The 26,231-nt window shown below is 65.4% G+C and carries 29 protein-coding genes and 3 tRNA genes; 22 read left to right on the top strand and 10 right to left on the bottom strand.

Features of this window, described 5'->3' with window-relative positions:
- The 4 genes from AO057_RS18210 to AO057_RS07120 all read left to right on the top strand — a co-directional run.
- A partial coding sequence (locus tag AO057_RS18210; RefSeq protein WP_240480746.1) for a DUF1732 domain-containing protein occupies positions 1-309 on the top strand: 309 nt, incomplete at its 5' end.
- Positions 310-415: 106 nt separating this feature from the next.
- The gene (gene gmk, locus AO057_RS07130) at positions 416-1,036 is read left to right on the top strand and encodes a guanylate kinase (RefSeq protein WP_057674978.1); all 621 of its coding nucleotides are present in this window, start codon (positions 416-418) and stop codon (positions 1,034-1,036) included.
- 33 nt (positions 1,037-1,069) lie between these two features.
- On the top strand, positions 1,070-1,273 hold the full coding sequence (gene rpoZ, locus AO057_RS07125) for a DNA-directed RNA polymerase subunit omega (protein ID WP_057674977.1): 204 nt from the start codon (positions 1,070-1,072) through the stop codon (positions 1,271-1,273).
- Positions 1,274-1,374: 101 nt separating this feature from the next.
- On the top strand, positions 1,375-3,630 hold the full coding sequence (locus AO057_RS07120; RefSeq protein WP_240480821.1) for a RelA/SpoT family protein: 2,256 nt from the start codon (positions 1,375-1,377) through the stop codon (positions 3,628-3,630).
- Here the strand turns inward: AO057_RS07120 and greB are convergent, their stop codons facing one another.
- The 3 genes from greB to AO057_RS07105 form a co-directional block, all read right to left on the bottom strand.
- The gene (gene greB, locus AO057_RS07115; RefSeq protein ID WP_057674975.1) at positions 3,631-4,194 is read right to left on the bottom strand and encodes a transcription elongation factor GreB; all 564 of its coding nucleotides are present in this window, start codon (positions 4,192-4,194) and stop codon (positions 3,631-3,633) included.
- A 228-nt stretch (positions 4,195-4,422) separates the two neighbouring features.
- Positions 4,423-4,725, bottom strand: a complete 303-nt coding sequence (locus AO057_RS07110) for a HigA family addiction module antitoxin (protein WP_156404489.1) — start codon at positions 4,723-4,725, stop codon at positions 4,423-4,425.
- Positions 4,726-4,734: 9 nt separating this feature from the next.
- Positions 4,735-5,013, bottom strand: a complete 279-nt coding sequence (locus tag AO057_RS07105) for a type II toxin-antitoxin system RelE/ParE family toxin (RefSeq protein WP_057674974.1) — start codon at positions 5,011-5,013, stop codon at positions 4,735-4,737.
- A 266-nt stretch (positions 5,014-5,279) separates the two neighbouring features.
- Between AO057_RS07105 and AO057_RS07100 the strand changes: the two genes are divergently transcribed.
- The 7 genes from AO057_RS07100 to AO057_RS07070 all read left to right on the top strand — a co-directional run bounded on the left by AO057_RS07100 (position 5,280) and on the right by AO057_RS07070 (position 11,028).
- Positions 5,280-5,957, top strand: coding sequence for a helix-turn-helix domain-containing protein (locus AO057_RS07100; RefSeq protein WP_082605445.1), 678 nt, complete (start codon positions 5,280-5,282; stop codon positions 5,955-5,957).
- A gap of 235 nt (positions 5,958-6,192) precedes the next feature.
- Positions 6,193-6,867: a helix-turn-helix domain-containing protein gene (locus tag AO057_RS07095; protein ID WP_057674972.1), complete on the top strand. Its 675-nt coding sequence runs from the start codon at positions 6,193-6,195 to the stop codon at positions 6,865-6,867.
- Positions 6,864-7,010: a hypothetical protein gene (locus AO057_RS17730; protein WP_156404488.1), complete on the top strand. Its 147-nt coding sequence runs from the start codon at positions 6,864-6,866 to the stop codon at positions 7,008-7,010. Before AO057_RS07095 ends, AO057_RS17730 begins: the two co-directional genes overlap by 4 nt.
- A 350-nt stretch (positions 7,011-7,360) precedes the next feature.
- The gene (locus AO057_RS07090) at positions 7,361-8,617 is read left to right on the top strand and encodes a protein rep (RefSeq protein ID WP_057674971.1); all 1,257 of its coding nucleotides are present in this window, start codon (positions 7,361-7,363) and stop codon (positions 8,615-8,617) included.
- Positions 8,614-9,516, top strand: a complete 903-nt coding sequence (locus AO057_RS07085) for a hypothetical protein (protein WP_057674970.1) — start codon at positions 8,614-8,616, stop codon at positions 9,514-9,516. The genes AO057_RS07090 and AO057_RS07085 overlap by 4 nt, the downstream gene beginning before the upstream one ends.
- The gene (locus tag AO057_RS07080; protein WP_057674969.1) at positions 9,480-9,677 is read left to right on the top strand and encodes a hypothetical protein; all 198 of its coding nucleotides are present in this window, start codon (positions 9,480-9,482) and stop codon (positions 9,675-9,677) included. The genes AO057_RS07085 and AO057_RS07080 overlap by 37 nt, the downstream gene beginning before the upstream one ends.
- A gap of 229 nt (positions 9,678-9,906) precedes the next feature.
- Positions 9,907-11,028: a tyrosine-type recombinase/integrase gene (locus tag AO057_RS07070; RefSeq protein WP_082605444.1), complete on the top strand. Its 1,122-nt coding sequence runs from the start codon at positions 9,907-9,909 to the stop codon at positions 11,026-11,028.
- A gap of 81 nt (positions 11,029-11,109) precedes the next feature.
- On the opposite strand, the gene AO057_RS07065 is transcribed toward AO057_RS07070, so the two are convergent.
- From AO057_RS07065 to hrcA, 3 genes are all read right to left on the bottom strand, one after another.
- Positions 11,110-11,186 (bottom strand) — tRNA-Arg (locus tag AO057_RS07065).
- A gap of 55 nt (positions 11,187-11,241) precedes the next feature.
- Positions 11,242-11,318: transfer RNA gene (locus AO057_RS07060), tRNA-Ile, on the bottom strand.
- 24 nt (positions 11,319-11,342) lie between these two features.
- Positions 11,343-12,347 (bottom strand): heat-inducible transcriptional repressor HrcA, encoded by a 1,005-nt coding sequence (gene hrcA / locus AO057_RS07055; protein WP_057674966.1) that lies wholly within the window; start codon positions 12,345-12,347, stop codon positions 11,343-11,345.
- 28 nt (positions 12,348-12,375) lie between these two features.
- Between hrcA and AO057_RS07050 the strand changes: the two genes are divergently transcribed.
- The 3 genes from AO057_RS07050 to rapZ are packed head-to-tail and all read left to right on the top strand — an operon-like array spanning position 12,376 to position 15,822.
- Complete coding sequence (locus AO057_RS07050; protein ID WP_057674965.1) at positions 12,376-13,278, top strand: NAD kinase; 903 nt, start codon at positions 12,376-12,378, stop codon at positions 13,276-13,278.
- On the top strand, positions 13,275-14,936 hold the full coding sequence (gene recN / locus AO057_RS07045) for a DNA repair protein RecN (protein ID WP_057674964.1): 1,662 nt from the start codon (positions 13,275-13,277) through the stop codon (positions 14,934-14,936). The genes AO057_RS07050 and recN overlap by 4 nt, the downstream gene beginning before the upstream one ends.
- Positions 14,937-14,955: 19 nt before the next feature.
- Positions 14,956-15,822 (top strand): RNase adapter RapZ, encoded by an 867-nt coding sequence (gene rapZ / locus AO057_RS07040; protein ID WP_057674963.1) that lies wholly within the window; start codon positions 14,956-14,958, stop codon positions 15,820-15,822.
- Between the two features lie 9 nt (positions 15,823-15,831).
- Here the strand turns inward: rapZ and mutY are convergent, their stop codons facing one another.
- From mutY to mutM, 3 genes are all read right to left on the bottom strand, one after another.
- On the bottom strand, positions 15,832-16,863 hold the full coding sequence (gene mutY / locus AO057_RS07035; protein ID WP_057674962.1) for an A/G-specific adenine glycosylase: 1,032 nt from the start codon (positions 16,861-16,863) through the stop codon (positions 15,832-15,834).
- A 38-nt stretch (positions 16,864-16,901) separates the two neighbouring features.
- Positions 16,902-18,872, bottom strand: coding sequence for a dynamin family protein (locus AO057_RS07030; RefSeq protein WP_057674961.1), 1,971 nt, complete (start codon positions 18,870-18,872; stop codon positions 16,902-16,904).
- Between the two features lie 71 nt (positions 18,873-18,943).
- Positions 18,944-19,759, bottom strand: a complete 816-nt coding sequence (mutM, locus tag AO057_RS07025; protein ID WP_057674960.1) for a bifunctional DNA-formamidopyrimidine glycosylase/DNA-(apurinic or apyrimidinic site) lyase — start codon at positions 19,757-19,759, stop codon at positions 18,944-18,946.
- A 47-nt stretch (positions 19,760-19,806) separates the two neighbouring features.
- Between mutM and AO057_RS07020 the strand changes: the two genes are divergently transcribed.
- The 8 genes from AO057_RS07020 (at position 19,807) to AO057_RS06985 (ending at position 25,927) form a co-directional block, all read left to right on the top strand.
- Positions 19,807-21,540 (top strand): tetratricopeptide repeat protein, encoded by a 1,734-nt coding sequence (locus AO057_RS07020; RefSeq protein WP_156404487.1) that lies wholly within the window; start codon positions 19,807-19,809, stop codon positions 21,538-21,540.
- Positions 21,537-22,046 (top strand): outer membrane lipoprotein LolB, encoded by a 510-nt coding sequence (locus AO057_RS07015; protein ID WP_057674958.1) that lies wholly within the window; start codon positions 21,537-21,539, stop codon positions 22,044-22,046. The genes AO057_RS07020 and AO057_RS07015 overlap by 4 nt, the downstream gene beginning before the upstream one ends.
- Positions 22,047-22,062: 16 nt before the next feature.
- Positions 22,063-22,920 (top strand): 4-(cytidine 5'-diphospho)-2-C-methyl-D-erythritol kinase, encoded by an 858-nt coding sequence (ispE, locus tag AO057_RS07010; protein WP_057674957.1) that lies wholly within the window; start codon positions 22,063-22,065, stop codon positions 22,918-22,920.
- Between the two features lie 35 nt (positions 22,921-22,955).
- Positions 22,956-23,032, top strand: a tRNA-Gln gene (locus AO057_RS07005).
- A 40-nt stretch (positions 23,033-23,072) separates the two neighbouring features.
- Positions 23,073-24,050 (top strand): ribose-phosphate pyrophosphokinase, encoded by a 978-nt coding sequence (locus tag AO057_RS07000; RefSeq protein WP_057674956.1) that lies wholly within the window; start codon positions 23,073-23,075, stop codon positions 24,048-24,050.
- 93 nt (positions 24,051-24,143) lie between these two features.
- Positions 24,144-24,830 carry a 50S ribosomal protein L25/general stress protein Ctc gene (locus AO057_RS06995; protein ID WP_057674955.1) on the top strand — a complete coding sequence of 229 codons (687 nt, stop codon included), beginning with the start codon at positions 24,144-24,146 and terminating at the stop codon, positions 24,828-24,830.
- 96 nt (positions 24,831-24,926) lie between these two features.
- On the top strand, positions 24,927-25,559 hold the full coding sequence (gene pth / locus AO057_RS06990) for an aminoacyl-tRNA hydrolase (RefSeq protein ID WP_057674954.1): 633 nt from the start codon (positions 24,927-24,929) through the stop codon (positions 25,557-25,559).
- Positions 25,556-25,927, top strand: coding sequence for a hypothetical protein (locus AO057_RS06985; protein WP_057674953.1), 372 nt, complete (start codon positions 25,556-25,558; stop codon positions 25,925-25,927). Before pth ends, AO057_RS06985 begins: the two co-directional genes overlap by 4 nt.
- Before the next feature lie 10 nt (positions 25,928-25,937).
- Here AO057_RS06985 and AO057_RS06980 read toward each other — a convergent pair whose 3' ends face one another.
- Positions 25,938-26,222, bottom strand: a complete 285-nt coding sequence (locus tag AO057_RS06980) for a YfhL family 4Fe-4S dicluster ferredoxin (protein ID WP_057674952.1) — start codon at positions 26,220-26,222, stop codon at positions 25,938-25,940.
- Between the last annotated feature and the right edge of the window lie 9 nt (positions 26,223-26,231).

The raw sequence follows: 26,231 nt of genomic DNA, 5'->3' as shown, positions 1-26,231 counted from the left end.
CCCCTGCCCGAGGGCCCCCCCCCGCCGCAAGCCGCCCAGGAGCGGGCACTGACCGAAGCCACCGCCTACGCCATCCGCATCGACGTGGCCGAGGAGCTCACGCGCCTGGCCTCGCACCTGGACGAAATCGAGCGCCTGATAAAAAAGGGGGGCGAAGTCGGCAAACGCCTGGACTTCCTGATCCAGGAACTGCACCGCGAGGCCAACACCCTGGGCTCCAAGTCGGCCGCGCTGGACCTGACCCGCATTTCGGTGGACATGAAGGTGCTGATCGAGCAGATGCGCGAGCAGGTCCAGAACCTAGAATGAAATGAGGCCCCCACGCTCCGCCGCTACGCGGGTCGCTGCCCCCCGAGGGGGCGCGTTTCGCCTTGGGGCGGCCCGGCGGCGAAACCTGCCGCATTAAGATGCCCCCATGGAACACCCCGGCAACCTCTACGTCATCGCCGCCCCCAGCGGGGCCGGCAAGTCCACCCTGGTCAAGGCCCTGCTGGCGCAGGACACCCGGCTGCAGCTGTCGGTCTCGCACACCACGCGCTCGCCGCGCGGGCAGGAGCAGAACGGGCGCGAGTACTACTTCGTCTCCCCGGCCGCCTTCGATGCCATGGTCCAGGCCGACGCCTTCGTCGAATGGGCCCATGTGCACAGCCACCGCTACGGCACCTCGCGCCAGGCCATCGAGGACCAGATCCGGGCCGGCGCCGACATCGTGCTGGAAATCGACTACCAGGGCGCCATGCAGATCAAGAAGCTGTTTCCGGACGCCGTCACCATCTTCATCCTGCCACCGAGCTGGGAAGAACTGCGCGCCCGGCTGGTCAAGCGCGGCGAGGACGCCGCCCAGGTGATCGCCCTGCGGCTGGAGAATGCCACCACCGAGATGGCCCAGGCCCCGAACTTCGATTTCGTTATAATCAACGACTTGTTCGAGCGCGCGCTGGCCGACCTCCAATTGGTGGTCCATGCCCAGCGGCTCCGGTATCCGGCCCAGCGCCGGGCCCGGCCCGACACCTTCCAGGCACTGCGCCTGCCCTGATGCCGGATTCTCCCGGTCCACTGGAGTAAACACATGGCCCGTATCACCGTCGAAGACTGCCTGCAGCAGATCCCCAACCGCTTCCAGCTCGTGCTGGCCGCGACTTACCGCGCCCGCATGCTCAGCCAGGGCCACGCGCCCAAGATCGAGAGCAAGAACAAGCCGGGCGTGACCGCCCTGCGCGAAATCGCCGAAGGCAAGATCGGCCTGGAAATGCTCAAGAAGGTCCCGATCTGAGGCCTTTGCCGCCTCCCCCGAAAAAAGCACCGTCAGCGGTGCTTTTTTATTGCCCGGCCCCTGGATAGTACGCGTCGCTATATATTCGAGGGGTGAGCGCCATCCTCCAGGCCCCAGCCGCCAGCCCCAACAGCCCGAGTCCTCCTGGCCCGGCCGGCCCGGCTGCGGCCAATGCGGCGGCGGCAAGCTTCGCCAGCCTCACGGCCCGCCTGGACTACCTTTCGCCCCCGGACCTGGAGCAGGTCCGCCAAGCCTACCGTTTTGCCGACGAGGCCCACCTGGGCCAGCTGCGCAACAGCGGCGAACCGTATATCACCCACCCGATCGCCGTGGCCGCCCAGTGCGCCGAGTGGAAACTCGACGCCCAGGCCCTGATGGCCGCCCTGCTGCATGACGCCCTGGAAGACTGCGGCGTCAGCAAGGCCGAACTGATCGAGCGCTTCGGTTCGCCGGTGGCCGAACTGGTGGACGGCCTGACCAAGCTGGACAAGCTGCAGTTCAACACGCGCGAGGAAAGCCAGGCCGAATCCTTCCGCAAGATGCTGCTGGCGATGGCGCGCGACGTGCGTGTCATCCTCATCAAGCTGGCCGACCGCAGCCACAACATGCGCACCCTGGCGGACGTGCCGCGCGCCAAGTGGGCGCGCATCGCCTCGGAGACCCAGGAGATCTACGCCCCCATCGCCTACCGCCTGGGCCTGAACCAGACCTACCGCGAACTGCAGGACCTGTCCTTCCGCCACCTGCACCCCTGGCGCCACGCCGTGCTGGAGAAGGCGCTGGAGCGGGCCCGCAACCGCCGCCGCGACCTGATCCAGAAAGTGCGCAAGGAGGTCGAAACCGCCTTCGAAAGTGCCAACATGTCGGTGCGCATCGGCGGGCGCGAGAAAACGCTGTATTCCATCTACCGCAAGATGGACGAAAAGCACCTGAGCTTCGCGCAGATCACCGACATGTACGGTTTCCGCCTGCTCGTGCCCAACCAGTCCGACTGCTACACCGCCATAGGCACCCTGCACCAACTCTATAAACCGGTGCCGGGGAAGTTCAAGGACCACATCGCGATCCCCAAGCTCAACGGCTACCAGTCGCTGCACACCACCCTGGTCGGCCCTTCGGGGGTGAACATCGAGTTCCAGATCCGCACCGAGGCCATGCACGTGGTGGCCGAATCGGGCGTGGCTGCACACTGGCTCTACAAGGCCAACGAACCCGACAGCCCCATGACCGCACGCCTGGGTGCGCAGTGGTTGCAGTCCCTGCTGGACATCCAGAACGAAACCCGCGACGCCGCCGAATTCTGGGACCACGTCAAGGTGGACCTGTTCCCCGATGCCGTGTACGTCTTCACGCCCAAGAGCCGGATCATGGCCCTGCCGCGCGGCGCCACCGTGGTCGACTTCGCCTACGCCATCCACAGCGACATCGGCGACCGCACGATGGCCGCACGGGTCAACGGTGAGCAGGTGCCGCTGCGCACCGAGCTCAAGAACGGTGACGTGGTCGAGGTGGTCACCGCGTCGGTGTCGGCGCCCAACCCGGCCTGGCTGAGTTTCGTGCGCACCGGTCGCGCCCGCTCCAAGATCCGCCACCACCTCAAGACCCTGGCGCAGACCGAGTCCGAAGGGCTGGGCGAAAAATTGTTGCTGCAGGCGCTGCGCGCCGAGGGCATCGAACGCTTCCCCACCGACGACAGTACGAGCGCCGGCATCTGGGACAAGCTGCTGCGCTTCACGGGCAACCGCAACCGCTCCGAACTGCTGGTCGACATCGGCCTGGGCAAGCGCATTGCCGGCATCGTCGCCAAGCGCATGGCCACCCTGCTGAGTGAAAGCGGCGAGAAGCCCAATGCCGTACTGATGACCCGCGAACGCTTCAATGCCGAATCATCGGGTCACAGCACGGTGATCGTGGACGGCAGCGAGAACGCATCGGTCCAGTACGCCAGTTGCTGCCGCCCCATCCCGGGCGATGTCATCGTCGGCTACCTTGGCCGTGGCGAGGGCCTGGTGGTGCACGCCGAAGACTGCGCCGTGGCGCGCAAGCTGCACAACAAGGACAGTGAACGTTTCATCGGCGTGGAGTGGTCGGATGAGCCGGCGCGCGCCTTCGAAACCGGCATCGTGGTGACGGTCAACAACGGCAAGGGCGTGCTGGCCCGTGTGGCGTCGGCCCTGGCGGCCTCGGAAGCGGACATCATCCACATCGACATGGGCCAGGAAGCGGCCCAGGAAACCACCGACCTGCGTTTTGTCATCGCCGTGCGCGACCGCCAGCACCTGGCAACCGCCTTGCGCAACCTGCAGCGTACCTCCTCGGTGCTGCAGGCCCGACGCAGCACAGCGGCAGGCGCCTGATCAGCCCGCCGCGACCGGCGCCGGGTACTGCACTGCCAGCACCTCGATCTCTTCCACCCCGACCGGCGTCACCAGCTTGAGGACATCGCCCACGCGCGACTTCAGCAGGGTGCGCGCCACCGGCGCCACCCAGCTGACCTGGCCTTGCAGGCTGTCGGCCTCGTCGATGCCCAGGATGGTGATGGTGCGCTCCAGGCCGGCCCCATCGGCATAGGTGACGGTGGCGCCGAAAAAGACCTGGTCGCTGCCATGGTGCACGCTGGGATCGGTGACCTCGGCGATCTCCAGCCGCTTGGTCAGGAAACGGATGCGCCGGTCGATCTCGCGCAGGCGCTTCTTGCCGTAGAGGTAATCGCCATTTTCCGAACGGTCGCCGTTGCTGGCCGCCCAATGCACGATCTCCACCACCTTGGGCCGTTCGCTGTCGATCAGTTCCATCCACTCGGCGCGCAGGCGTGCATAACCGGCGGGCGTGATGTAGTTCTTGCCGCCGGCCGGTAGGGCGGGCAATTGCGCCTCGTCGTCCTCGTCGCTGTCGGATTCGCGGGTAAAGGCTTTGCTCATGGCATCGTCCTGTGGACCGGAAATTGTCTGGCTAAAGAAAAAAGCCTGCAACTTTGCAGTTGCAGGCTTTTCCGTTTTGGTGCGGCTGGCAGGAATTGAACCCACGACCCCTTGGTTCGTAGCCTGCAGCCGCAACCTTGTTTTGAAGTATATCAACGGCTTACGGACGCCCACACTGTCACGCAAGCATTGAAGCGCCCGGGGGCGCCCCGACGACTCACGCAGAAGTCACGCAAGCGCCATATCGAGCCGCTGCACATGAATGTGCTCGGCCATCTTGGCCTTCTTCGCCTCCCACAGCGAGTACTGGACCTGCATCGTGAGCCAGAACTCAGCGGTCGTATTAGTCGCCTTGGCCAGGCGGTGCGCCATCTCCACACTCACGCCTCCGCGCTTGTTCACGAACTCGCTGGCAGTCTTGCGCGAGATATCGATACGACGCGCGAACTCCGTGACGCTCATGTGCAGAGGGTCAAGGTAAGCCTCCTTCAGCACTTCGCCGGGGTGGGCCGGGTTGAACATATTGGTCATGGTCTTCTCCTAGTGGTAATCCTGATAGTCGACCAGGATTGCATCGCCATCTTCGAACCGGTAAGTCATCCTCCAGTTCCCATTCACAGTGACCGCCCAATGCCCTTTGAGATCGCCCTTGAGGGCATGCAAGCCAAATCCGGGGGCACCCATGTCCTGCGGGGTTTTGGCAGCATTGAGCATGGTCAGCATGATTTGCAAGCGTCTGGCGTGGGCGGCCTGGATGCCGGTCTTCTTGCCTGTCCTGAAAAACAGCTCCAGTCCCTTGTGCGAGAACGACTTGATCATGTGCGCATTGTAACCCAATGGGTTACACGCGTCTAGATCAGGGGCTCGTCCCCTGATGCCAGGCGTTCGGAGGGGTACCCGACGAACTACGCCCACCCCGCCAACGGATCGGACCATGTGTACCGATTTCCCATCTGGCCTAGCTCGCCCCTCATTCGCGGAAACACTGCAGCGGAGCCTGCCCCTCCCCGCGCCTTACAAGATGAGTTGGCTCATTGCGACTGGCACCACGCAATTCCGAGGGACTAGCAACGTATCATTGCGGGATGGCCACTCGTAAAGCGAAAGAAAACCACGGACTCAATGCGCTGATGCTCGACGTCAAGCACATGGAGAATCCGCGCTCAAAGCCGTCTGATGAGCCAGAGTTGGAGCTTGGCACACGGCTCGCCAAGCTGCGGGAAAGAATGGGATGGAGCCAGGAGCAACTTAGCCAGGCGACCAAGCTGCACGACACCACAGGCGCAGGCATTTCCCGTGCAGTTATTTCAATGTACGAGCGGGGCAAGAACCGGCCGAGCACACGCGAATTGCGCATCTTGTGCGACACACTCCGAGTCACGCCGTCAGAATTGCTGTACGGCAGTGCGACTCCGTTCGAAATTGACCAGTGGCAAATCTTAAACAGCAACCACAGTCACCCGTTGTATTTCGCTCGCTGGTTGCATCTATTCACTCAACTCCCCACTAACGTACAGCTTTCCATCTATGAACTCGTCATCGAGTTCTTGCGTCCGACCCAGGCCCAGGTGGAACGTCTCGACTATGAGGCGAGCAAGACACTGCTCCAGCTCGCGAACGACCTTCGGACTGAGTTCGAGAGGGGCCCTCAAACCTTCGGTGGCAAATTCCCAGTGGAGGTTTTGGATGATGTACCTCCGCCGGCGGCCAAGGTTGAACCGTCCAAAGACGCGGCTGCTTCGAGCCGCCGCAAACAGTCCTAATTCCTGACTCGCTCCTTTGGGTGCCCAAAGCGTGAGCGCTCATGCGGATTGCCCCTGCCCGCCCCCTAGCTCCGTGAAACAGTAAGCCCATCGAAGGCAGCATCCTCGCCCAATCACGCCGTTTGATGAAGTTTTTCATTTCATCTTGCAATTTAAGATTTTTTCCGCTATTCTCCGTTTCATGCAATTTATCGATGCATTGTGCATCGCATGATTTCATCAAAGGAGAATCAAAGTGGCAACTGGACAGAAACGCGGCGTAACTCCCGAACAGCTCCGGGATCTCTGCAAAGAGCTGAATCTGACCGTCGCAGCGGTCGCTGACGGGGCCAGCCTTTCGAAGGCCTACATCAGCGAATTCCGCCAGGGGTCGCGCAACCTCTCCGCACAGCAGCAGACGCAGCTGCGCAACTACCTCGAGGAGCAGTGCGAGGCGGCGGGCATCGACTTCCCCGAGAACCAGGATGGCGAGGGGGCTGAGGAACAAAGGCTCGCCCAGGGCGTCGGGTTGATCATCCAGCGCATCAACAGGCCGGCCATCATGCTGGCCGAAGGTATCCCCAAAGCCACGGTGGACCAGCTCACCGCGCTGATGGACGCCAACCGCGCCAAGGTCGTCGAACTGCTGAGCACGGACTTCGAGCCCGGTGGAATGTTCGGAGGTGAGTTCTCGCAGGCCACCGATGACGCGATCCGGCAGGTCTTCGCCCTCTTGGCGCTGAACTACCTGGCCATCCTCTACCTGCAAGGGCATGCGCGCATCTTCGTGAAGCCCATCCCCGAGGACCAGGAGCCCAAGACGATCGGCGAATGGTTTTCCCGGTCCCTGGGCGAATCGCCGCTCGCTGGCCCGGTGCCCGAGCTGCTGCCAGCCAAGGCGCCCGCCATGGCCGATGGAGAAGGCGCATGAACGGCTTTTCCGTCCCCGTCTCCATGGTCTCCTCCCGCGGTGCGGGAGGTGCCCTGGTCGCCACCGTTATCGGCCTTCTGGTCGTCCTGGTGATCGCGTCCAGGCGCGATCCGACCGACCCGAATCGCTCCATCAAACGGTAATCCGGCATGCGCCGCAAACCGTCGAAACCCAGTTCTGACGCGGGTTTCCGGGGCGTCACACGTCCCGTGGTCCACGTCTCCGGTCTCAGGCCCATCGCGGACCTGCTGCCGGCCGTGCTGGCTATGGTTCAAACGCCGTCAGAACCGGCATTCGAACGCGTGACAGCACGCGCGCAGCACGTCCCCTCTCCCCTGTTCTTACGCACCTCCGGCGCATCTGACGCTGCAGCAGCACCGCGCCTGGCGATGATCCACCGAGGCCGGCCCGGACCTGCCGTTGGAGGCCCCTGACTATGTCTCGGTATACACGCGAAATCGATATACCCGGGGTGGAGGCGAGCCGCGCGGCCATGGTGCGCCGCGATGGCCTACGGCGCCAGGCGCAGACCGTCCTGCACGTCAAAGGCAAGCAGCACAACCAGCAGCACCGGACCGTCTGGTGTGGCCGGCATGTGCTGACCGAGGGCCCGGTCCCAGTGTTCCGCCGCCTGGATGGTGGCAAGGCCCGGCTGGGCCAGGTGAAGACCTGCGGCAGCGTGTGGGCGTGCCCTGTCTGCGCGGCCAAGGTTGCCGAGGTCCGCCGCCGGGAGCTGACCCATGCGATGCAGGAGCACGTGAAGGCCGGTGGCCACGCCTACCTGCTGACCTTCACCTTCCCGCACTACATGGGCCAGACCCTGGAGGATCTGCTGCCGAAGTTCGACCAGGCACGCAACCGTTTCCAAGGGTCCAAGGGCTGGAAGAAGCTGATGCAGGTCGCCAACCCCGCAAAGGAGATCGAGGCAGGGGCCGCCGGCCGCGTCGGTAGCGTCACCTCAGCAGAGGTGACCTATGGCGGGGCGAACGGCTGGCACCCCCACCTGCACATGCTGGTGTTCTGCAAGGCCGGTGCTTTCGAAGAAGGCGAGGCCGATGAGTACGGACGGCTCTCAAGCGCCGCCATCGACTACTTCCGCGGCGAATGGGTACGCCACCTGGAGAAAGCCGGCCTGGTGGACGGCAGCAACCGGCAATGGGCGTTCGACTACGCACTCGACGTGCGCGGCGGCAAAGGCGCCGCCGAATACATCGCGAAGTGGGGCCACGAAGAACGCTGGGGCCTGTCCAGCGAGCTGACCAGCAGCCACGCGAAGACCGGCCGCCGCGACACCTGGGGCACGAAGGACCACTACACCCCGTTCCAGCTGCTGCACCTCTCGATTGATGGTGATGGGCACGCCACCTGCGCCTTCCGGGAGTTCGTCAAGGCGTTCGATGGAAAGCGGATGCTGACCTGGTCGCCTGGCCTCAAAGACCATTTCGGCATAGACGAACTGAGCGACGAAGACGCCGCAGCCGAACAAGAGCTGGGCCTGCAGGATGAGCATCAAGTCGGCGAAATCGGCCAGGACCAGCTGACCCAGCTGGTGACCTGGGGCATGTACGGGCGCTTCCTCGCGTTCGTCGCCGAGCATGGCCACCTCGACAACGCGCAGCAGCTGATCGACGACTGGATCGCCGCCTGCGGTGGAGGTGTACGAAGGCGAGGGAACATCCTGGTGGATCGTCTCATCGTGCCGGAGCACGGCAACCGCTACTTCTTCAAACCCGAGGAGGTCGAGGCATGAAGCGCCGTGTGACGAAAGCACAGGCCGTGAGGTTGGGCCTGGACCTGTTCGGCGAAGTGCAGGTGACCCGGCAGGATGTGTACGCCTGGATGCTCGCCGTGGTGGGCCTGGACCCTGCGAGCAAACGCGCCTTCCACTACGCGCAGACCTATGGTGTTCTGAACAAGATCATCCAGGCCAAGATCGACGGCACGTTCGATGACCTGGTGGCGTCGGCCAAGGACAGCGGGCGCATGATCGAGCTGGCCAACACAACGGCTGTTGACCTCGCCAGCAACCACCTCGGCCTCGGTGATTTCGGCCGGGCCGAGCCCAAGCGACTCGACAGCAAGAAGCTGCAGCCGCCGCGCAGGTCTTCGGAGATGGTTCTGCAGGAGCTCGAGCAGCGTATCGCCAAACGACGCGCACGCCTGAATGTCAGCGCAACCATGCTGCGGCGCCTCCCGAAGGCCACCCCTGCACTCTCCGTGATGCTGGCCGACATTGGCTCACCGTCTCCCGAGGCCCTGGGCGGCGCCTTCGGCGTGACCGCGACAACGGCCCGCCGCTGGATGCAGGAAGACCAGGCGCCCTTACCGGTGCAGCTTGCCCTGTTCTGGCTGACCAGGTGGGGAAGCTCCGAGATCGATGCCAAGGCGCACAACGATGCCGTGGCGGCCGGCACCGAAGCGATCCGCCTGCGCTCAGAGGTCGAGGCACTGCGCGCGCAGCTGGCGACCGTTGGGCGGATAGCCGACTTCGGCTCGGCGAACGACCCGGTGCCGGGAGCGTCGGCCGTCATGGCCACACCAGGTTACCCAGTCCCGCCTCTGCCTGCTAAGCACGAGGTGCCCATCGTCATCACGTCACTACGGAGAAAACCATGCTCAAGTTCAAACCGCGTCAAAAAGCGCGCGTAGGCGACTTCCGCCTGCTGCGCGGCATTCCCTTCGAAACACAGATCGCCCGCCTCAAGCGGCATGTGAGAGCGCTCGAGCGGCGCATGGCCGGCGACCCGGTGATCCGCAAGTTCGGCATGAAAAATCGCAGCCGCGCGCGCGCCGCCCTGGTCAGCTGCTGAGCCTAGGCATGCCAGCTCAGATCCTGCCTCGTCTGATCCGGCACCGCGATGCGCCGGCTTACCTGGCCATGGATCGGAACCGGTTCGATGCAGAGGTGCGGCCGCACTTGGTCGAGGTCCCCATCGGCACCCGAGGGGTGGGCTTTGACCGGCTGGAGCTGGATGCCTGGGCAGACGCGTATATTGCCGCTCGTGGGCGTCCGGGCCGCAAAGCGAAAGGAATGGAACTATGCGAACCCGGACAAAAGGCATCCGCCTCGAAGGTGTCGAGCGGATTGTCGATAAGCAGTATCGCGGCCAGCGAGTCTTCGCCCGCCTCGGCCAAGTCCCTCAGGACGAAGCTGAGGCGTGGCTTCGAACCCGACAGGCGAGCATCGATGCGGAGCTCGAGCAGCAACTTCGAAGAGGCGCTGAGCGCTTGTTCGCAGATGGCGCGGCAAAGTACCTGATCGAATGCCAGCAGCGCCAGGTGCGCACGCTGGAACAGATCGCGTACCACGTCAAGCTGCTGCTGCCCTACATCGGGACCTCGCCCATCGGCGACGTGTGCAGCGAGTCGCTGGAGGCCTTCAAGGATGAACGGCTGGAGGATGGCGCCAAGAACGCCACCATCAATCGGAGCCTGGAGGTCGCTCGTACCGTGCTGAATCGAGCCGCCCGTGTATGGCGCGACGATGGCAAGCCCTGGCTGGCCAGCGCGCCGCTGATCGAGATGCTGGACGAAGCTGAGCAGCGCCGGCCGCCTTACCCTGTTTCATGGGCAGAGCAGTCGCGCCTGGTAACAGCGCTTCCCCACCATCTGCAGCGGCCCGCCCTCTTCGCGCTGAACACTGGTGCGCGCGATGACAACGTGTGCGGCCTGCGATGGGAATGGGAAGTGCCCGTCCCCGAGCTGGAGAGGAGTGTGTTCGTCATCCCTGCGGCGGAGTTCAAGGGCAAGCGCAACCATGTGCTGGTTCTGAACGATGTGGCCTGGAGCATCGTGGAAGCCTGTCGTGGCCAGCATCGCCAGTTCGTGTTCGTGTACCGCCGTGAGCGGACCAAGAACCTGGACCTGGCGCCGGCCATGGAATACAGGCGGATCGAGACGATGAACAACACCGCCTGGCAGCGTGCACGCGAGCTGGTCGGTCTGTCGAAGGTGCGGGTACACGATCTTCGGCACACCTTTGGCCAGCGGCTTCGCGATGCTGGTGTCAGTGAGGAAGACCGGGCGCTGCTGCTAGGCCATGCCATCGAGGGCATGCCGCAGCACTATGCGACGGCGACGGTCGCGCGCCTGGTAGAGGCAGCGAACAGCGTGCAGCACACAGTGGACAGGACCACGTTGCTGCGGGTGGTGAATGGGTGAGCCAGATGCGAACTCACGCAATGGCTCACGCAGAAAAGGTAAAGGGTCAGCACGCGCTAACGTGCTGACCCTTATCCAGTTTGGTGCGGCTGGCAGGAATTGAACCCACGACCCCTTGGTTCGTAGCCAAGTACTCTATCCAACTGAGCTACAGCCGCGAAGACCGAAATTATAGCATGACTTTTCCCAGGCACTCCTGGCACCTGGATGAAATGGTAGGGCGTGAGGGACTTGAACCCCCGACCAAGGGATTATGAGTCCCCTGCTCTAACCAGCTGAGCTAACGCCCCGACCGAAGGGACGATTGTACGGGCCTACTTCTGGTGACTCAGGGCGTTGCCCAGCAGCTTGGACGTGATGTCCACGATCTGGATCATGCGCTCGTAGGGCATGCGCGTGGGGCCGATCACGCCCAGCGTGCCCACCACCTGGCCATCCACCTCGTAGGGGGCACTGACCACGGAGAGTTCCTCGAAGGGCACCACCTGGCTTTCGCCACCGATGAAGATGCGCACGCCCTCGGCCTGGCCGGCAATATCCATCAGGCGCATGAGTTGGGCCTTCTGCTCGAACAGGTCGAAGGCCCGACGCAGGTGGCTCATGTCACTGGAAAAATCGGAAACAGCCAGCAGGTTGCGCTCGCCGGAGATCACCACCTCATCCTGCGGTTGCGTCATGGCCTCGGTGCCCACCGTCACCGCGGCCTGCATCAGCTTGGCGATCTCCCCGCGCAGCGTGTCCACCTCGCCCTGCAGGCGTTCACGCACCTGCTCCAGCGTCAGGCCCATGTAGTGGGCGTTGAGGTAGTTGGAGGCCTCGACCAGCTGCGACGGCGAATAGTCGGTCTCGGTAAAGATGACGCGGTTCTGCACGTCGCCCTCGGGCGAGACCAGGATGACCAGGATGCGACGCTCGCCCAGGCGCAGGAATTCGATGTGGCGAAACACCGAGGAGCGGCGCGGCGACATGACCACCCCGACGAACTGCGACAGCGAAGACAGCAGGTTGGCGGCGCTGGAGATGACCTTCTGCGGCTGGTCCGGCGCCAGGCTGGGCGCGGTGATCTGCTCGCGCTGGGCGGTGAGCATGGTATCGACGAACAGGCGATAACCGCGCGCCGTGGGCACGCGCCCGGCCGAGGTGTGCGGGCTGGCAATCAGGCCCAGCTCCTCCAGGTCGGACATCACGTTGCGGATGGTGGCCGGTGACAGCTCCAGGCCGGAAGCACGCGAGAGCGTACGCGAGCCAACGGGTTGCCCTTCGGCAATGTAGCGTTCCACCAGCGTTTTCAACAACAACTTGGCGCGGTCATCGAGCATAGGATCATTTTAATGATGTAATTTGCGAATGAACTCCAGATTCCGCCAGGTGGCCCTGATCGGCAAGTACCAGACCGTCGCCGGCGGCAGCCAGGGCAGCCGCGCGCGCCCGGCGCTGGCCGACATCGCCGCCTTCCTGCAATCGCAGGGTTGTGCCGTGGTGGTGGAGGAGCAGACTGCGACCAATGCCGGCCTGGACGGCTACCCGGTGCTGGATCTGGCCGCCATAGGCCAGCAATGCGACCTGGGCCTGGTGGTGGGCGGCGATGGCACCATGCTGGGCATCGGCCGCAAGCTGGCCAGTTCCGGCGTGCCGCTGATCGGCATCAACCACGGCCGCCTGGGTTTCATGACGGATATCCCCTTCGGCAGCTTCGAGACCGTGCTGCCACCCATGCTGCACGGCGAATACGAAGAGGAAAAGCGCCAGCTCATGCACGCCCGCGTGCTGCGTCAGGGCAACTGCGTGTTCGACACCCTGGCCATGAACGACGTAGTGGTGCACCGCGGCAACTCCGCGGGCATGGTGGAACTGCGCGTCGAGGTGGACGGCCACTTCGTGGCCAACCAGCGCGCCGACGGCCTGATCATCGCCACCCCGACGGGCTCCACGGCCTACTCGCTGTCGGCCGGCGGCCCCATCCTGCACCCGGCCATCGCCGGCTGGGTGCTGGCGCCGATCGCGCCGCATACCCTGTCCAACCGCCCCATCGTGCTGTCCAGCCAGTCCGAGGTGGCCATCGAGATCGCATCGGACCGCGAAGCCATCGCCAACTTCGACATGCAGTCGCTGTCCGCGCTGCACCACGGCGACCGCATCATCGTGCGGCGGTCGGAGCACAGCGTGCGATTCCTGCACCCGCGCGGCTGGAGCTATTTCGACACCCTGCGGCAGAAGCTGCACTGGAACGAAGGGATCACGAGCTCATGAGCCTCAAGCGCATCGTCCTGCGGGATTTCGTCATCATCAGCGAACTCGAGCTCGATCTCGAAAGCGGTTTCAGCGTGCTGACCGGCGAGACCGGTGCCGGCAAGTCCATCCTGATCGACGCCCTGCAGCTCGTCACCGGGGCCCGCTCCGATACCGGCCTGATCCGCGAAGGCGCCAGCCGCACCGACGTGAGCGCCGAGTTCGGCGAATGCACCGCCCTGCTGGGCTGGTTGCAGGAAGCCGGCTTCGACCCGGGGTTCGACCCCGGCTTCACCCTGCTGCTGCGCCGCACCGTGGATACGCAAGGCAAAAGCCGCGCCTGGATCAACGGCAGCCCGGCCACCGCGACCCAGTTGCGTGAACTGGGCGAGCGCCTTTTCGACATCCACGGCCAGCATGCCTGGCAGAGCCTGACACGCGCCGAAGCCGTGCGCGGCCTGCTCGATGCCTATGCCCAGCTCGATACCAGCGCCCTGAGCCACAGCTGGGGGCTATGGCGCGAGGCCCAGACCACGCTGGACGAAGCCCGCAAGGCCCAGGACAGCCTGCAGCGCGAACGTGAGCGCCTGGGCTGGCAGATCGGCGAGATCGAGAAGCTCGCACCCCAGGCCGGCGAATGGGAGACGCTCAACACCGATCACAGCCGCCTGGCCCATGCCCAGGCCCTGCTCGACGCCGCCCAGGGCGCGCTGGACGCGCTCGAGGGCGAGGACGGCGGTGCCGCACACACCTTGGGCAGCGCCCGCCAGACGCTACAAAATCAGGAGCACCTGGAGCCTGAATTCAAGTCGTTGGCGGAGGTATTGAACTCCAGCCTGGCGCAGGTGGAAGACAGCGTGCACACCCTGCGCGCCTACCTGCGCCGCACCGACCTGGACCCGGAGCGCCTGGCCGAGCTGGACACCCGGATGACCTCCTGGATGTCGCTGGCGCGTCGTTACAAGCGCCCCCCGGAGGAACTGGCCGCCACCCTCGCCGGCTGGAAGGAAGAACTCGCCAAGCTCGACGCCGCCGCCGATCTGGCCGCACTGGAAAGCGCCGAGCAGCAGGCCCAGGCCGCCTATATGAAGCAGGCGCAGGCTGTCTCCAAGGCCCGCGCCGTGGCCGCACCCAAGCTGGCTCAGGCCATCACCCAGGCCATGCAAGGCCTGGGCATGCAGGGCGGGCGCTTCGAGGTGACGCTGCAGAAGGCCGAACACCCCATGCAAAGCGGCCTGGAAGAGGTGAACTTCCTGGTGGCCGGGCACGCCGGCAGCACGCCGCGCCCGGTGGGCAAGGTGGCTTCGGGGGGAGAGCTCTCGCGCATCGCCCTGGCTATTGCCGTCACCACCAGCCAGCTGGGCACGGCCCAGACCCTGATTTTCGACGAGGTGGATGCCGGCGTGGGCGGCGCCGTGGCCGAGACCGTGGGCCGGCTGATGAAACAGCTGGGCCGAGACCGCCAAGTCATGGCCGTCACGCACCTGCCGCAGGTGGCGGCCTGCGCCGACCACCATCTGGTGGTGGCCAAGCAGCGCCAGGGCCAGGTCACGCTGAGCACGGTGACACCGGTGCAGGGCGAGGCCCGCGTGGCCGAGATCGCTCGCATGCTGGGCGGCGAGCGCCTGTCCAGCACCACGCTGGCCCACGCCAAGGAAATGCTGCAGTCCGGCAGCTGAGCCGGACAGACGCAAGACCATGGCCATGGAAATCGTCCTCATCACCGGCATGTCCGGCTCGGGCAAGTCGGTGGCGCTCAACGCGCTGGAAGATGCCGGTTATTACTGCGTGGACAACCTGCCGCCCGAGCTGCTGCTGCCTTTCGTGACGCTGGAGCAGCAGCACCAGGCCAGCCGTGTCGCCATTGCCATGGATGTACGCAGCGCCACCTCGCTGCCGCAGGTGCCGGCGCTGCTGGCCACACTGCGCCAGCAGGGCATCGCGATCAAGCCGCTGTTCCTTGACGCCTCCACCGACACCCTGGTGCGTCGTTACTCCGAGACCCGGCGCAAACACCCGCTCTCCCAGGCCATGCGCGAAGGCGTCGACCTGAATCGCGTGCTGGTGGAGGCCATCGAGCTTGAACGCGAGTTGATGGGGGCCCTGCGCGAACAGGCCCACGTGATCGACACCAGCCTGATCCGTCCTTCGCAGTTGCAGGGTTACATCAAGGAAGTGATCCAGCTGCCCGGTAGCCAGCTCACGCTGGTGTTCGAGTCTTTCGCCTACAAGCGCGGCATCCCGGTCGACGCCGACTATGTGTTCGACGTGCGCATGTTGCCCAACCCGCACTACGAACCCGAGTTGCGCCCGCTGACCGGCCGCGACGAGCCGGTGGCGACTTTCCTGCGCGCCCAGCCCGAGGCCGGCCGCATGCTGGAACACATCGAGGCTTTTCTCACGCACTGGCTCGACGCCATGTCGCAGAACCACCGCAGCTACGTCACGGTGGCCATCGGCTGCACGGGCGGCCAGCACCGCTCGGTCTATCTGGTGGAAGAACTGGCGCGCCGTTTTGCCACGCGCTGGGCCACGCTGCGCCGCCACCGCGAAATCGGCGGCTGAACCCCGGCCTCAGCCCTGTAGCAGTTTGCGCACCGGTGCCGGCAGCCCCAGCCTGGGCCAGACATCCGCCGCCTGCCAACCGCCCTCTGGCGACAGCTTCGTGCGGGCCGGCAACTGCACGCACACCGGATGCAGGTGCAGGTCCTTGTGCGTGAGCACATGGGTGAACATGTCCAATTCCTGTAACCGGTCCCGGTAAGCCAGTGGCACCGCCGCCTGCAGGTCCGCAAAACTGTCGAACAGTTCCATGCAATACAGACCAGCCCAGACGCCGGGCGTGGGCCGCTGGCGCAGCCAGACCGCCTCATCGCGCGTCTGCGCCCACAGGAGCCAGAGCGACTGCGCGCTGCGCTTGAGCTTGCGCGTCTTGACCGGGTAGCTTTCGGGCCGGCCTTCGCGCCGCGCCACGCAGACCTCCGCCAACGGGCAGGCAGCACACAACGGTTTACGCGCCAGGCAGACGGTAGCGCCCAGGTCCATCACGGCCTGGGTGTAGCGCGGCATGGCATGCGCCAGGTCACGCTGCGGCAGCAGTTCTGTGGCCAGGGCCCAGAGGGCGCGTTCGTTGGCGCCCGCGGCCAGGTCGGCACCAAAGCCCAGGGCGCGCGTGAGCACGCGCTTCACGTTGCCATCCAGGATGGCCACACGTTCACCGAAGCAGATGGAAGCGATCGCCGCGGCCGTGGACGGGCCGATGCCTGGCAAGGTCTGGAGCAAGGCCGCCGTTCGGGGAAAGGCGCCGCCATGGACCTGCACCACCTGAGCAGCACAGGCATGCAGGTTACGCGCTCGGCTGTAATACCCCAGACCACTCCACAGGGCCAGCACGTCGTCGAGGGTGGCGCCCGCCAGGGCACGCACATCGGGGAAACGCTGAAGGAAACGCGCGTAGTAGTCGCGCACCGTGACCACCTGGGTCTGCTGGAGCATGATCTCGGAGAGCCAGACCCGGTAGGGATCCTGCGTGCCCTGCCAGGGCAGGTCCTTGCGGCCGTGCACAGCCTGCCAGCGCAGCACGCGGCTGGCCCAGTCGGCTGGCATGCCCGAGGGAGGGGGAGCGGGTAGGCGCGGAGGCCGGCTCACGAAGCCAGCAGTTCGGCCGCCACCGTGTCCTTGGGCTTGGTGACGTCCTGCGCCCGGATCAGGTAGGCCGTGAGCTCAAGCAGCTTGGAATCGAGCTGGGCCAGCGCGCGGAACTGCTCGTTGATTTCTGCGATGCGCTCGTCGAGACCGCCCGCCGCCTGCTGGATGCGGTCGATGGCCTCGAGCCGACGGCTGAAGTTGCGACGGCGCTCGCGCAGCTGGGCGTCGAGCTGGGCCGCGGCCGACTTGCTCCACAACTCCACGTCACCGAGGGCTGACTGGTAGACGCTGCGCAGGCGCGTGGCCAGGGCGCGCACCAGACGGTCGGCAAACTCGGGCTGGGCCAGGCGGAAGGCATTGCCCAGGCCCAGGTACTGCAGATGGCCACGCTCGACCTGGTCGAGGTTGTCGATATAGGCTTGCAGCGAGGGCTCGGCCGGCGGCTGCAGCGAGAAGCCCTGCTCGGCATTGAGCTGCTTGAAGGAGGTGGCCAGCATGATCTGGATCTCGCCCATCAGCGACTGCACACGGCGCAGGTTTTCGCGCAGGCGATCGAAGGTGTCGCCGTAGGATTTCTTGACGCCGAGCTTGAGGCCGGTCTGCAGCAGCGACTGCATCAGCTGGTTCATCTCGGCGCGCAGGCTCTTGGTGCTCAGCAGCGCAAACACGTCGCGCAGCAGCTTGAGATGCACCGAGCGCACGGCATGGATCTTGGCGCCGGCGCGGTCGAACTCGGCCTGCTCCTGCGAGATGCGCAGGCGCATGTGCTTGATGACGGCGGCGTTCTTGCCCTGCAGGCCCTTGAGCTCCAGCATCTGCTCGTTGAGGTCGCGACGGCGGATGTTGAGCACCCGCCCCACTTCGAGCTGCAGATCGGAGATACCGACCGCCACGGCCGCGCCCAGGATGCGCTGACGCTGGCCCATGATGCGCTGTGCCAGCGCCTCTTCCAGCGCGGGCAGGCAGCTGGCCTGCAACAGCTTGGCGTCGTCGGTGACCTTGGCGACCAGGCCCTTCTGGGCCGAGACGGGCAGCACCTGCTCGCGCGACAGGCCGAGGATTTCGGCCGTGGTGGCGCGCTGGCGGTCGATCTGCATCTGGATCTGGGCCGGCGAACTCAGCGCGTCCCAGAGCGAGTCGATCTTGTTGAGCACGACCAGGCGGGTGTCGGTCCCGGCCGCGGATTCGGTGATGAGGTGTTCACGCCAGATCTCGAGGTCGGACTTGGTGACACCGGTGTCGGCACCCAGGATGAAGACCACGGCATGCGCCTGCGGCACCAGACTGACCGTCAACTCGGGTTCGGCACCGATGGCGTTGAGGCCCGGGGTGTCCAGGATGACCAGACCCTGCTTGAGCAGGGGGTGGGCGATGTTGATGAGGGCGTGGCGCCACTTGGGCACCTCGACCTTGCCCTGAGCGTCCATGAGCGGGCTGTCGTTCGGGGACTGGCTGCTCCAGAACCCCAGGGCGCGCGCTTCTTCCAGCGTCACGCGGCGGGTCTCGGAAACCTTCTCCAGCGCCATGGCCAGCTGCTGCGGGTCGTTGACATCGAGGTCGACGCGGGTCCATTTCTCGGGGACCATGCGCCATTCCATCAGGGACTGGGGCTGCAGGCGGGTCTCGATGGGCAGCAGGCGCAGGCAGGGCGGCACTTCGGCGTCGTAGCCCATCTCGGTCGGGCACATGGTGGTGCGCCCGGCGCTGGCCGGCATGATGCGCCGGCCATAGCCGGCGAAGAAGATGGCGTTGATCAGCTCGGACTTGCCGCGCGAAAACTCGGCGACGAAGGCCACCATGACCTTGTCCGCACGGACCTGCATTTCCAGCCGGTGCAGACGCTCCTCGACGGCGGCGTCGAGCAGGTCATGGTCTTTCATCCATTCGCCCAGCAGCTTCAGGCGCAGGGCGAACTCACGCCGCCACGTGCCGTGCTGATCAAACTGATCGTTGAAAGATGTAGCCAAATCTGCCCCCTAGACGCACTTCAGGTCATTCTGCAAAACGGTCAATATAGCATCTATCTCATTGATTAGCCTCATGTTTTCTGACAGTTGGGGCAGAAAAACGTCGCCCGCTGGCCCTGCCGGATGGCCTTGATCGCCGCGCCGCAAACCCGGCAGGGCTGGCCGTCCCGTCCATAGACCTTGGCTTCAAACTGGAAGTTGCCTCGCTCGCCGACGGCGTTGGAGTAGTTCCTCAGCGTGGTGCCCCCCGCCGCCAGAGCACGGCTCAGCACGTCGCGGATGGCCGCGCGCAGGCGCTCCGCACGCGGCCGGCTCAGGCGCATCGCACTCAGGGTGGGACGGATGCCGGCCAGGAACAGCGCCTCCGAAGCATAGATATTGCCCACACCCACCACCACGTCACCGGCCAGCAGCACCTGCTTGATCGCGGCCTTGCGCGTCTTGAGGGCGGCGTGGAAACCCGCCGCATCAAAATCCTCCGACAGCGGCTCCACGCCCAATCCTCCCAGCAGCTTGCGCGCCAAGGGCGCGTCCTCGTCCGGCACCCAGACCACCGCGCCAAAGCGGCGCGGGTCGTTCAGGCGCAGGGTGCCATGGGTGGTGGTGAGCTCGAAGTGGTCGTGTGCACCGCGTGGCGGCAGGCCGGCGCCAAAACTCAGGCTGCCCGACATGCCCAGGTGCAGGAGCAGCAGGCCGGTGTCCAGATCGACCAGCAAATACTTGCCGCGCCGGCGCACCCCCCGTACGGTGCGCCCGGCGAGCCGGGCCACGGGCAATCCGAGCGGCCAGCGCAGGGGCTTGCCGCACCAGGCCGCGACGATGCCGGCCCCGGTGATGCGGTCGGCAAAACTCAGGCGCGTGGCTTCGACTTCGGGCAATTCAGGCATGGCAGTGGGCAGGCAGGGGAATAGCTGGCTTGGATTATTATGGTTCGATGTTCCCACGCCTACGTCTACTCCCCCTGCTGTTGATGGCCGCCCTGGCGGTCCATGCGCAACAGCCGGGCCCGGTCCCCACCAACCCGCCTGCCAGTTCGGCACTTGATGGTGAGCTCTTCTACCAGTTGCTGGTGGGCGAGTTCAGCACGCAACGCGGCGAAGCCGGTGTCGGCTACTCCCTGATCCTTGATGCCGCGCGCAAGACCAACGACGCCCGGCTGTACCAGCGCGCCATCGACATCTCGCTGCAGGCGCGCGCCGGCGATTCCGCGCTGCAGGCCGCACGCGCCTGGAAGCAGGCCCAGCCCAACTCGCGCGATGCCAACCGCTACGTGCTGCAGATCCTGATCGGACTGAACCGTCTGAACGAAACGGTGGAGCCGCTCAAGCGCGAAATCGCCCTGGCCGAGGCCAAGGAACGCGCCCTCACCATCCTCACCCTGCCGCGTTACTTCGCACGCAGCAGCGACAAGAAGCTCGCCACCGAGATGCTGGAGCAGGCCCTGGCCGAGTACCTGGGCAACGGCAGCACAGGCGCGGCCGCCTGGAGTGCCGTGGGCCGCATGCGCATGGAGAGCGGAGACAACGCGGGTGCGCTGGAGGCCGCACGGCGCGGCCAGTCACAGGATGCGCGCGCCGAAGGGCCCGTGCTGCTCGCCCTGGCACTGATGTCGCCCCAGCAACCCGGGGCCGAAGCCATCGTGCGCAAATACCTGGAGGGCCGGCCCCTCGTGGAGGTGCGCCTGGCTTATGCGCGCGCGCTGCTGGATGCCCAGCGTTATGCCGAAGCAGGCAGCCAGGTCCAGATCGTCACCACTGAAAAGCCAGACTACGCTGAAGCGTGGCTGATCCGCGGCACACTGGAGTTGCAGGACAACCGGCTCGACCCCGCCGAGCGCTCGCTCAAGCAGTTCCTGGAGTTGATGCAGACGCGTCGCGGCAACGGTGTGGATGAGCCCAGCCGCGCGCTGGCCCAGGCCTACCTGTCGCTGGCCCAGATCGCCGAACAGCGCAAGGACTACAAACAAGCCGAGGCCTGGCTGGCCAGGATCAGCAGCCCGGAAGACCTGGTGCGATCCCAGAGTCGGCGCGCCGGCATCCTGGCGCGCCAGGGCAAGATCGACGAAGCGCGCGAACTGATCCGCAACCTGCCCGAACGCTCACCAGCCGACGCGCGCGTCAAGCTCTCCAGCGAGATCCAGCTGCTGCGCGACAACAGGCTCTATGCGCAGGCCTACGAACTGCTGGCCGAGGCCACACAACGCGATCCGAAAGACTACGACCTGGTCTATGACCAGGCCACGCTGGCCGAGAAGCTGGGACGGCCCGAGGAGATGGAACGCCTGCTGCGCCGGATCATTGCCGAAAAGCCGCAATACCACCACGCCTACAACGCGCTGGGGTATTCCTTCGCCGATCGCAGCGTACGCCTGGGCGAGGCGCGCCAGCTCATTCTCAAGGCGCTCGAATTCGCACCCGACGATCCCTTCATCAGCGACAGCCTGGGCTGGGTCGAGTTTCGCGAAGGCAACAAGGCCGAGGCCTTGCGCGTTCTGCAGAAGGCCTACCGTGCGCGCCCCGACGCCGAGATCGCCGCCCACCTGGGCGAGGTGCTCTGGAGCATGGGCCAGCGCGAACAGGCCCTGAGCGTCTGGCGCGAGGGTCTGCAACTCAACGCAGAGAACGAAACGCTGGTCGAGACGCTCAAGCGCCTGCGCGTCAAGCCGTGAAATCCCCGCTGCACATCCTCGCGGCCGGTCTGCTCTGCGCCCTGGCCGCCGTGCTGTCCGGCTGTGCCCAGCCTGAGGTACGCCCCCCGCCCCCCGATGGCCAGGCGCAGGCCTACTGGCGTGGCCGCCTGGCACTCAAGGTGGACAACAGCCCGGAGCCGACGTCCTTTTTCGCCAGTTTCGAACTCAGCGGCCAGCCTCGCGCCGGCGAACTGATGCTGTCCACACCTCTGGGCACCACGTTGGCCCAGCTGCGCTGGAGCCCGCAACAGGCCCTGCTGCGCAACAATGGCCAGACCCGCGCCTTCGATTCGCTGGACGCCCTGGCCACCGAAGCCACCGGCACCGCCATCCCGATCGCGGCCCTGTTCGAGTGGCTGCAAGGCCGCCCGGCCGCCGCCGATGGCTGGTTGGCCGACCTGACGCAACTGCAAGCCGGCCGCCTGGTGGCCCGGCGCAGCCAGCCCGCGCCAGCCGCCGAACTGCGGCTCATCATCGAGCCCTGAGTCGATAATCCCGGGCATGCAGTCGCTCCACGACATCCCGGCCCCGGCCAAGCTCAACCTTTTCCTGCACATCACGGGCCGGCGCACTGACGGCTACCACCTGCTGCAGTCGGTCTTCATGCTGATCGACTGGGCCGACACCCTGCATGTCGAGCGACGCGACCAGGGCCGTCTCAGCCGTGAGGACCTGTTGGCACCGCTGCCGGCAGATGACCTGATCCTGCAGGCCGCACGGGCCTTGCAGGCCGCCACCGGCACGCCCCACGGCGCGCACATCGCCGTCGAGAAACGCCTGCCGGCCCAGGCCGGTTTGGGCGGCGGCTCCTCGGATGCCGCCTCGACGCTGTTGGCACTCAACCGCCTCTGGCAGCTCGGGCTCAGCCTGGAGCAGCTGTGCGTCATCGGTCTGCAGCTGGGCGCGGATGTGCCCTTCTTCCTGCGCGGACACAACGCCTGGGTCGAGGGCATCGGCGAATCCATCACCCCGGTCGAACTGCCGCGCCGCCACGTGCTGGTGGTCAAGCCACAGGCCGGGCTGGAGACGCGTGCGATTTTTTCAGACCCGGCTTTGAAGCGCGACAGTATTCCTGCTACAATTTCAGGCTTTGCTGCAGACCCGCAAGCTTTTCTGATGGAAGCTCGCAACGACCTGCAGCCTGTCGCCCAGCGGCTCTGCCCGGGTGTCACGCAAGCTCTGGAATGGCTCGCCACCCTGGGTCTTGCGGGACGAATGACAGGCTCAGGAAGTGCCGTGTTTGCGTGGGCACCGCCCGACCTGCGTGTTCCGAAGGCGCCGGATACATTGCAGGCCCGGTTGTGTTGCAGCCTGGAGGCGCACCCGCTTAGCGGTTGGGCGGCCAGCGAAAAGAGTTAGTCGGTGGGCAGCTGTACTCAGCTGTTGACCTGTGTAGGGGAGTCGCCAAGTTGGTTAAGGCACTGGATTTTGATTCCAGCATGCAAAGGTTCGAATCCTTTCTCCCCTGCCAAATTTTTCTGGGTCAATAGTCACTCATCGCTGGATCGTTCATGCAGGTCGCTCCGCCCCCCGATTTCATGCTCTTCACGGGCAATGCCAATCCGGCATTGGCCGCCGACATTGCCAAGCACCTCGGCATCTCGCTGGGTGCCGCCACGGTCGGCCGTTTTTCCGACGGCGAGGTGACCGTCGAGATCAATCAGAACGTGCGCGCCCGCGACGTCTTCGTCGTGCAGTCGACCTGCGCGCCGACCAACGATTCGCTGATGGAACTGCTCATCATGGTCGACGCGCTCAAGCGCGCCTCGGCCGAGCGCATCAGCGCCGTGATCCCCTATTTCGGCTATGCCCGCCAGGACCGCCGCCCGCGCTCGACGCGCGTGCCGATCACGGCCAAGGTGGTGGCCAACATGCTGCAGACCGTGGGCGTGGCTCGCGTGCTGACCATGGACCTGCATGCCGACCAGATCCAGGGGTTCTTCGACATCCCGGTGGACAACATCTACGCTTCGCCGGTGCTGCTGGGTGACCTGCGCCTGAAGAAGTACGAAGACCTGATCGTGGTCTCGCCCGACGTGGGCGGCGTGGTGCGCGCCCGCGCGCTGGCCAAGCAGCTCGGCTGCGACCTGGCCATCATCGACAAGCGCCGCCCGCGTGCCAACGTGAGCGAAGTGATGCACGTGATCGGCGAGATCGAAGGCCGCAACTGCGTGATCATGGACGACATGATCGACACCGCCGGCACGCTGGTGAAAGCGGCCGAGGTGCTCAAGGAGCGCGGCGCCAAGAAGGTCTACGCCTATTGCACGCACCCGATCTTCTCGGGTCCGGCGATCGAGCGCCTGTCCAAGGGCACGGCCCTGGACGAGGTGGTGGTGACCAACACCATCCCGCTGAGTCCCGCCGCCACCGGCTGCGCCAAGATCCGGCAGGTGAACGTGGCGCCGCTGATTGCGGAAACCATCCACCGCATCGCCAAGGGCGAGTCGGTCATGAGTTTGTTCTCGGACCAGGACGATCTGTTCTGATCCGGGCAAAAAGCCGGCCTGCACGCATACCGCCGCAGGCCTTTGTTGAAACGGAGTCTCACTGGTCGCGGTGGGCTCTTTCTGGAGTGAACTATGAAATTCGTCGCTTTTGAGCGCGCCAAGCAGGGCACGGGTGCGAGCCGCCGTCTCCGCAACACGGGCCGCACGCCCGGTATCGTCTACGGTGGCACGGTTGAGCCGCAGCTGGTCGAGCTCGACCACAACGCGCTGTGGCATGCCCTGAAGAAGGAAGCCTTCCACTCGTCCATCCTCGAGATGGAAGTGAACGGCAAGAGCAACAAGGTGCTGCTGCGCGACGTGCAGATGCACCCCTTCAAGCCCCTGGTGCTGCACATCGACTTCCAGCGCGTGGACGCCAACACCAAGCTGCACATGAAGGTGCCTTTCCACTTCAGCGGTGACGAGAATTCGCCCGCGGTCAAGGCCGACGGCTGCATCGCCAACCACGTGCTGACCGAAATCGAAGTGCTCTGCCTGCCGGCCGATCTGCCCGAGTTCATCGCCGTGGACCTGAGCGGCCTGAAGAAGGGTGCCTCGCTGCACCTGTCCGACATCAAGCTGCCCAAGGGCGTGACTGCCGTGACCCACGGCAAGGCCAACCCGGTCGTGGTGTCCGTGGTGATGGTTGCCGGCGCGGACACCGCCGAAGCAGCTCCCGCCGCCGAAGGTGCTGCTCCCGCTGCGGCCCCGGCTGCCGGCAAGGCCGCCGCTCCGGCTGCCAAGACTCCGGCTGCCAAGGCGCCCGCCGCCAAGAAATAAGCCTTCTGGCTTTGCGTCAACGGCCCACTTCGGTGGGCCGTTTTTTTTGGGACCCGACCCGCCGGGCTCCCCCCACGATGCACTGATAATCCGCGCATGATCAAACTGTTTGTCGGCCTGGGCAACCCCGGCCCCGAATACGAGGCCACCCGGCACAACGCCGGCTTCTGGTGGATCGACGCCGTGGCGCGTGAGCTCAAGGTCAACCCGGTCATGGACAGGAGCTACCACGGCCTCGTGGCACGCACCACCGCCCGGGGCCAGACGATCTGGCTGCTGGAGCCGCAGACCTGGATGAATGAATCGGGCAAATCGGTGGCGGCGCTGGCGCGCTTCTTCAAGATCCAGCCAGAGGAAATCCTCGTCGCGCACGACGAACTCGATATCGTGCCAGGCCAGGTCAAGCTCAAGTTCGGCGGCAGCCACGCCGGCCACAATGGCCTGCGCGACATCCATGCCAGGCTGGGCACCGACGACTACTGGCGCCTGCGCATCGGCGTCGGCCATCCGGGCGTGAAGGCCGAAGTGGTGAACTGGGTGCTCAAGAAACCCTCACCCGAACACCGGATCGCCATCGAGGACTGCATTGCACGCTCCGTCAAGGCCCTGCCCGATCTTCTGGCCGGCGAGATGGAAAAGGCCACCATGCTGATCCACACCAGCAAGCCGCCCCGGCCCAAGCCGCCGCGCCCAGCCGATCTGCCCCCCAAGGAAGGAGAGCCCGCATGAAGACCGTGTCACTCATACTCGCGATCGCTGCCATGCCGCTGTGCACCGGACTGTCGGCACAGACCGTCTACCGCTGTGGCAGCAGCTACAGCCAGACGCCCTGCCCCGGCGGCAATACCATCGACGCAGCCGATAGCCGAACACCCGAGCAACGCAAAGCGCACGAAGCCAGCGTGAAACATGAAAAACGTGCCGGCGACACGCTGGAGAAGACCCGACTGAAGGAAGAGGCGGCCGCACAACGTGCTGCTGAAAAGGCCGGCAAGGCCCAGCGTGATGCCGACAAGGCAGCACAGAAGGCAGCCGCCAGGAAGAGCAGTACCAAGGAAAAACTGCCGGCCTACCGCGTGCCTGCCACGCCCAAGTAAGCCCGGGGGCTCAGGCGGAAGGCGGCTTGCTGGCGACAGCCGCTGTGGGCTCGGCCTGCAGGCGCCGGTATTTCTGCCACAAGGTTTCGCTGTCTTCCACGTGATCCGGGTTCACCGGGATGCAGGCCACCGGGCAGACCTGAACACACTGAGGCTGGTCGAAATGGCCCACACACTCGGTACAGCGGGTCGGGTCGATTTCATAGATCTCCGGCCCGAGATAGATCGCCTGGTTCGGACACTCGGGCTCGCAGACATCGCAATTGATGCATTCGTCGGTGATCAGCAGGGCCATGGTGACCCG

Origin of the sequence: Curvibacter sp. PAE-UM, from assembly GCF_001432305.1 — a bacterium.
Taxonomy (GTDB): Bacteria; Pseudomonadota; Gammaproteobacteria; order Burkholderiales; family Burkholderiaceae_C; genus Hylemonella.
Note: the sequence above shows the minus strand (reverse complement) of the source record. Positions and strands in the feature narration are given on the sequence as shown.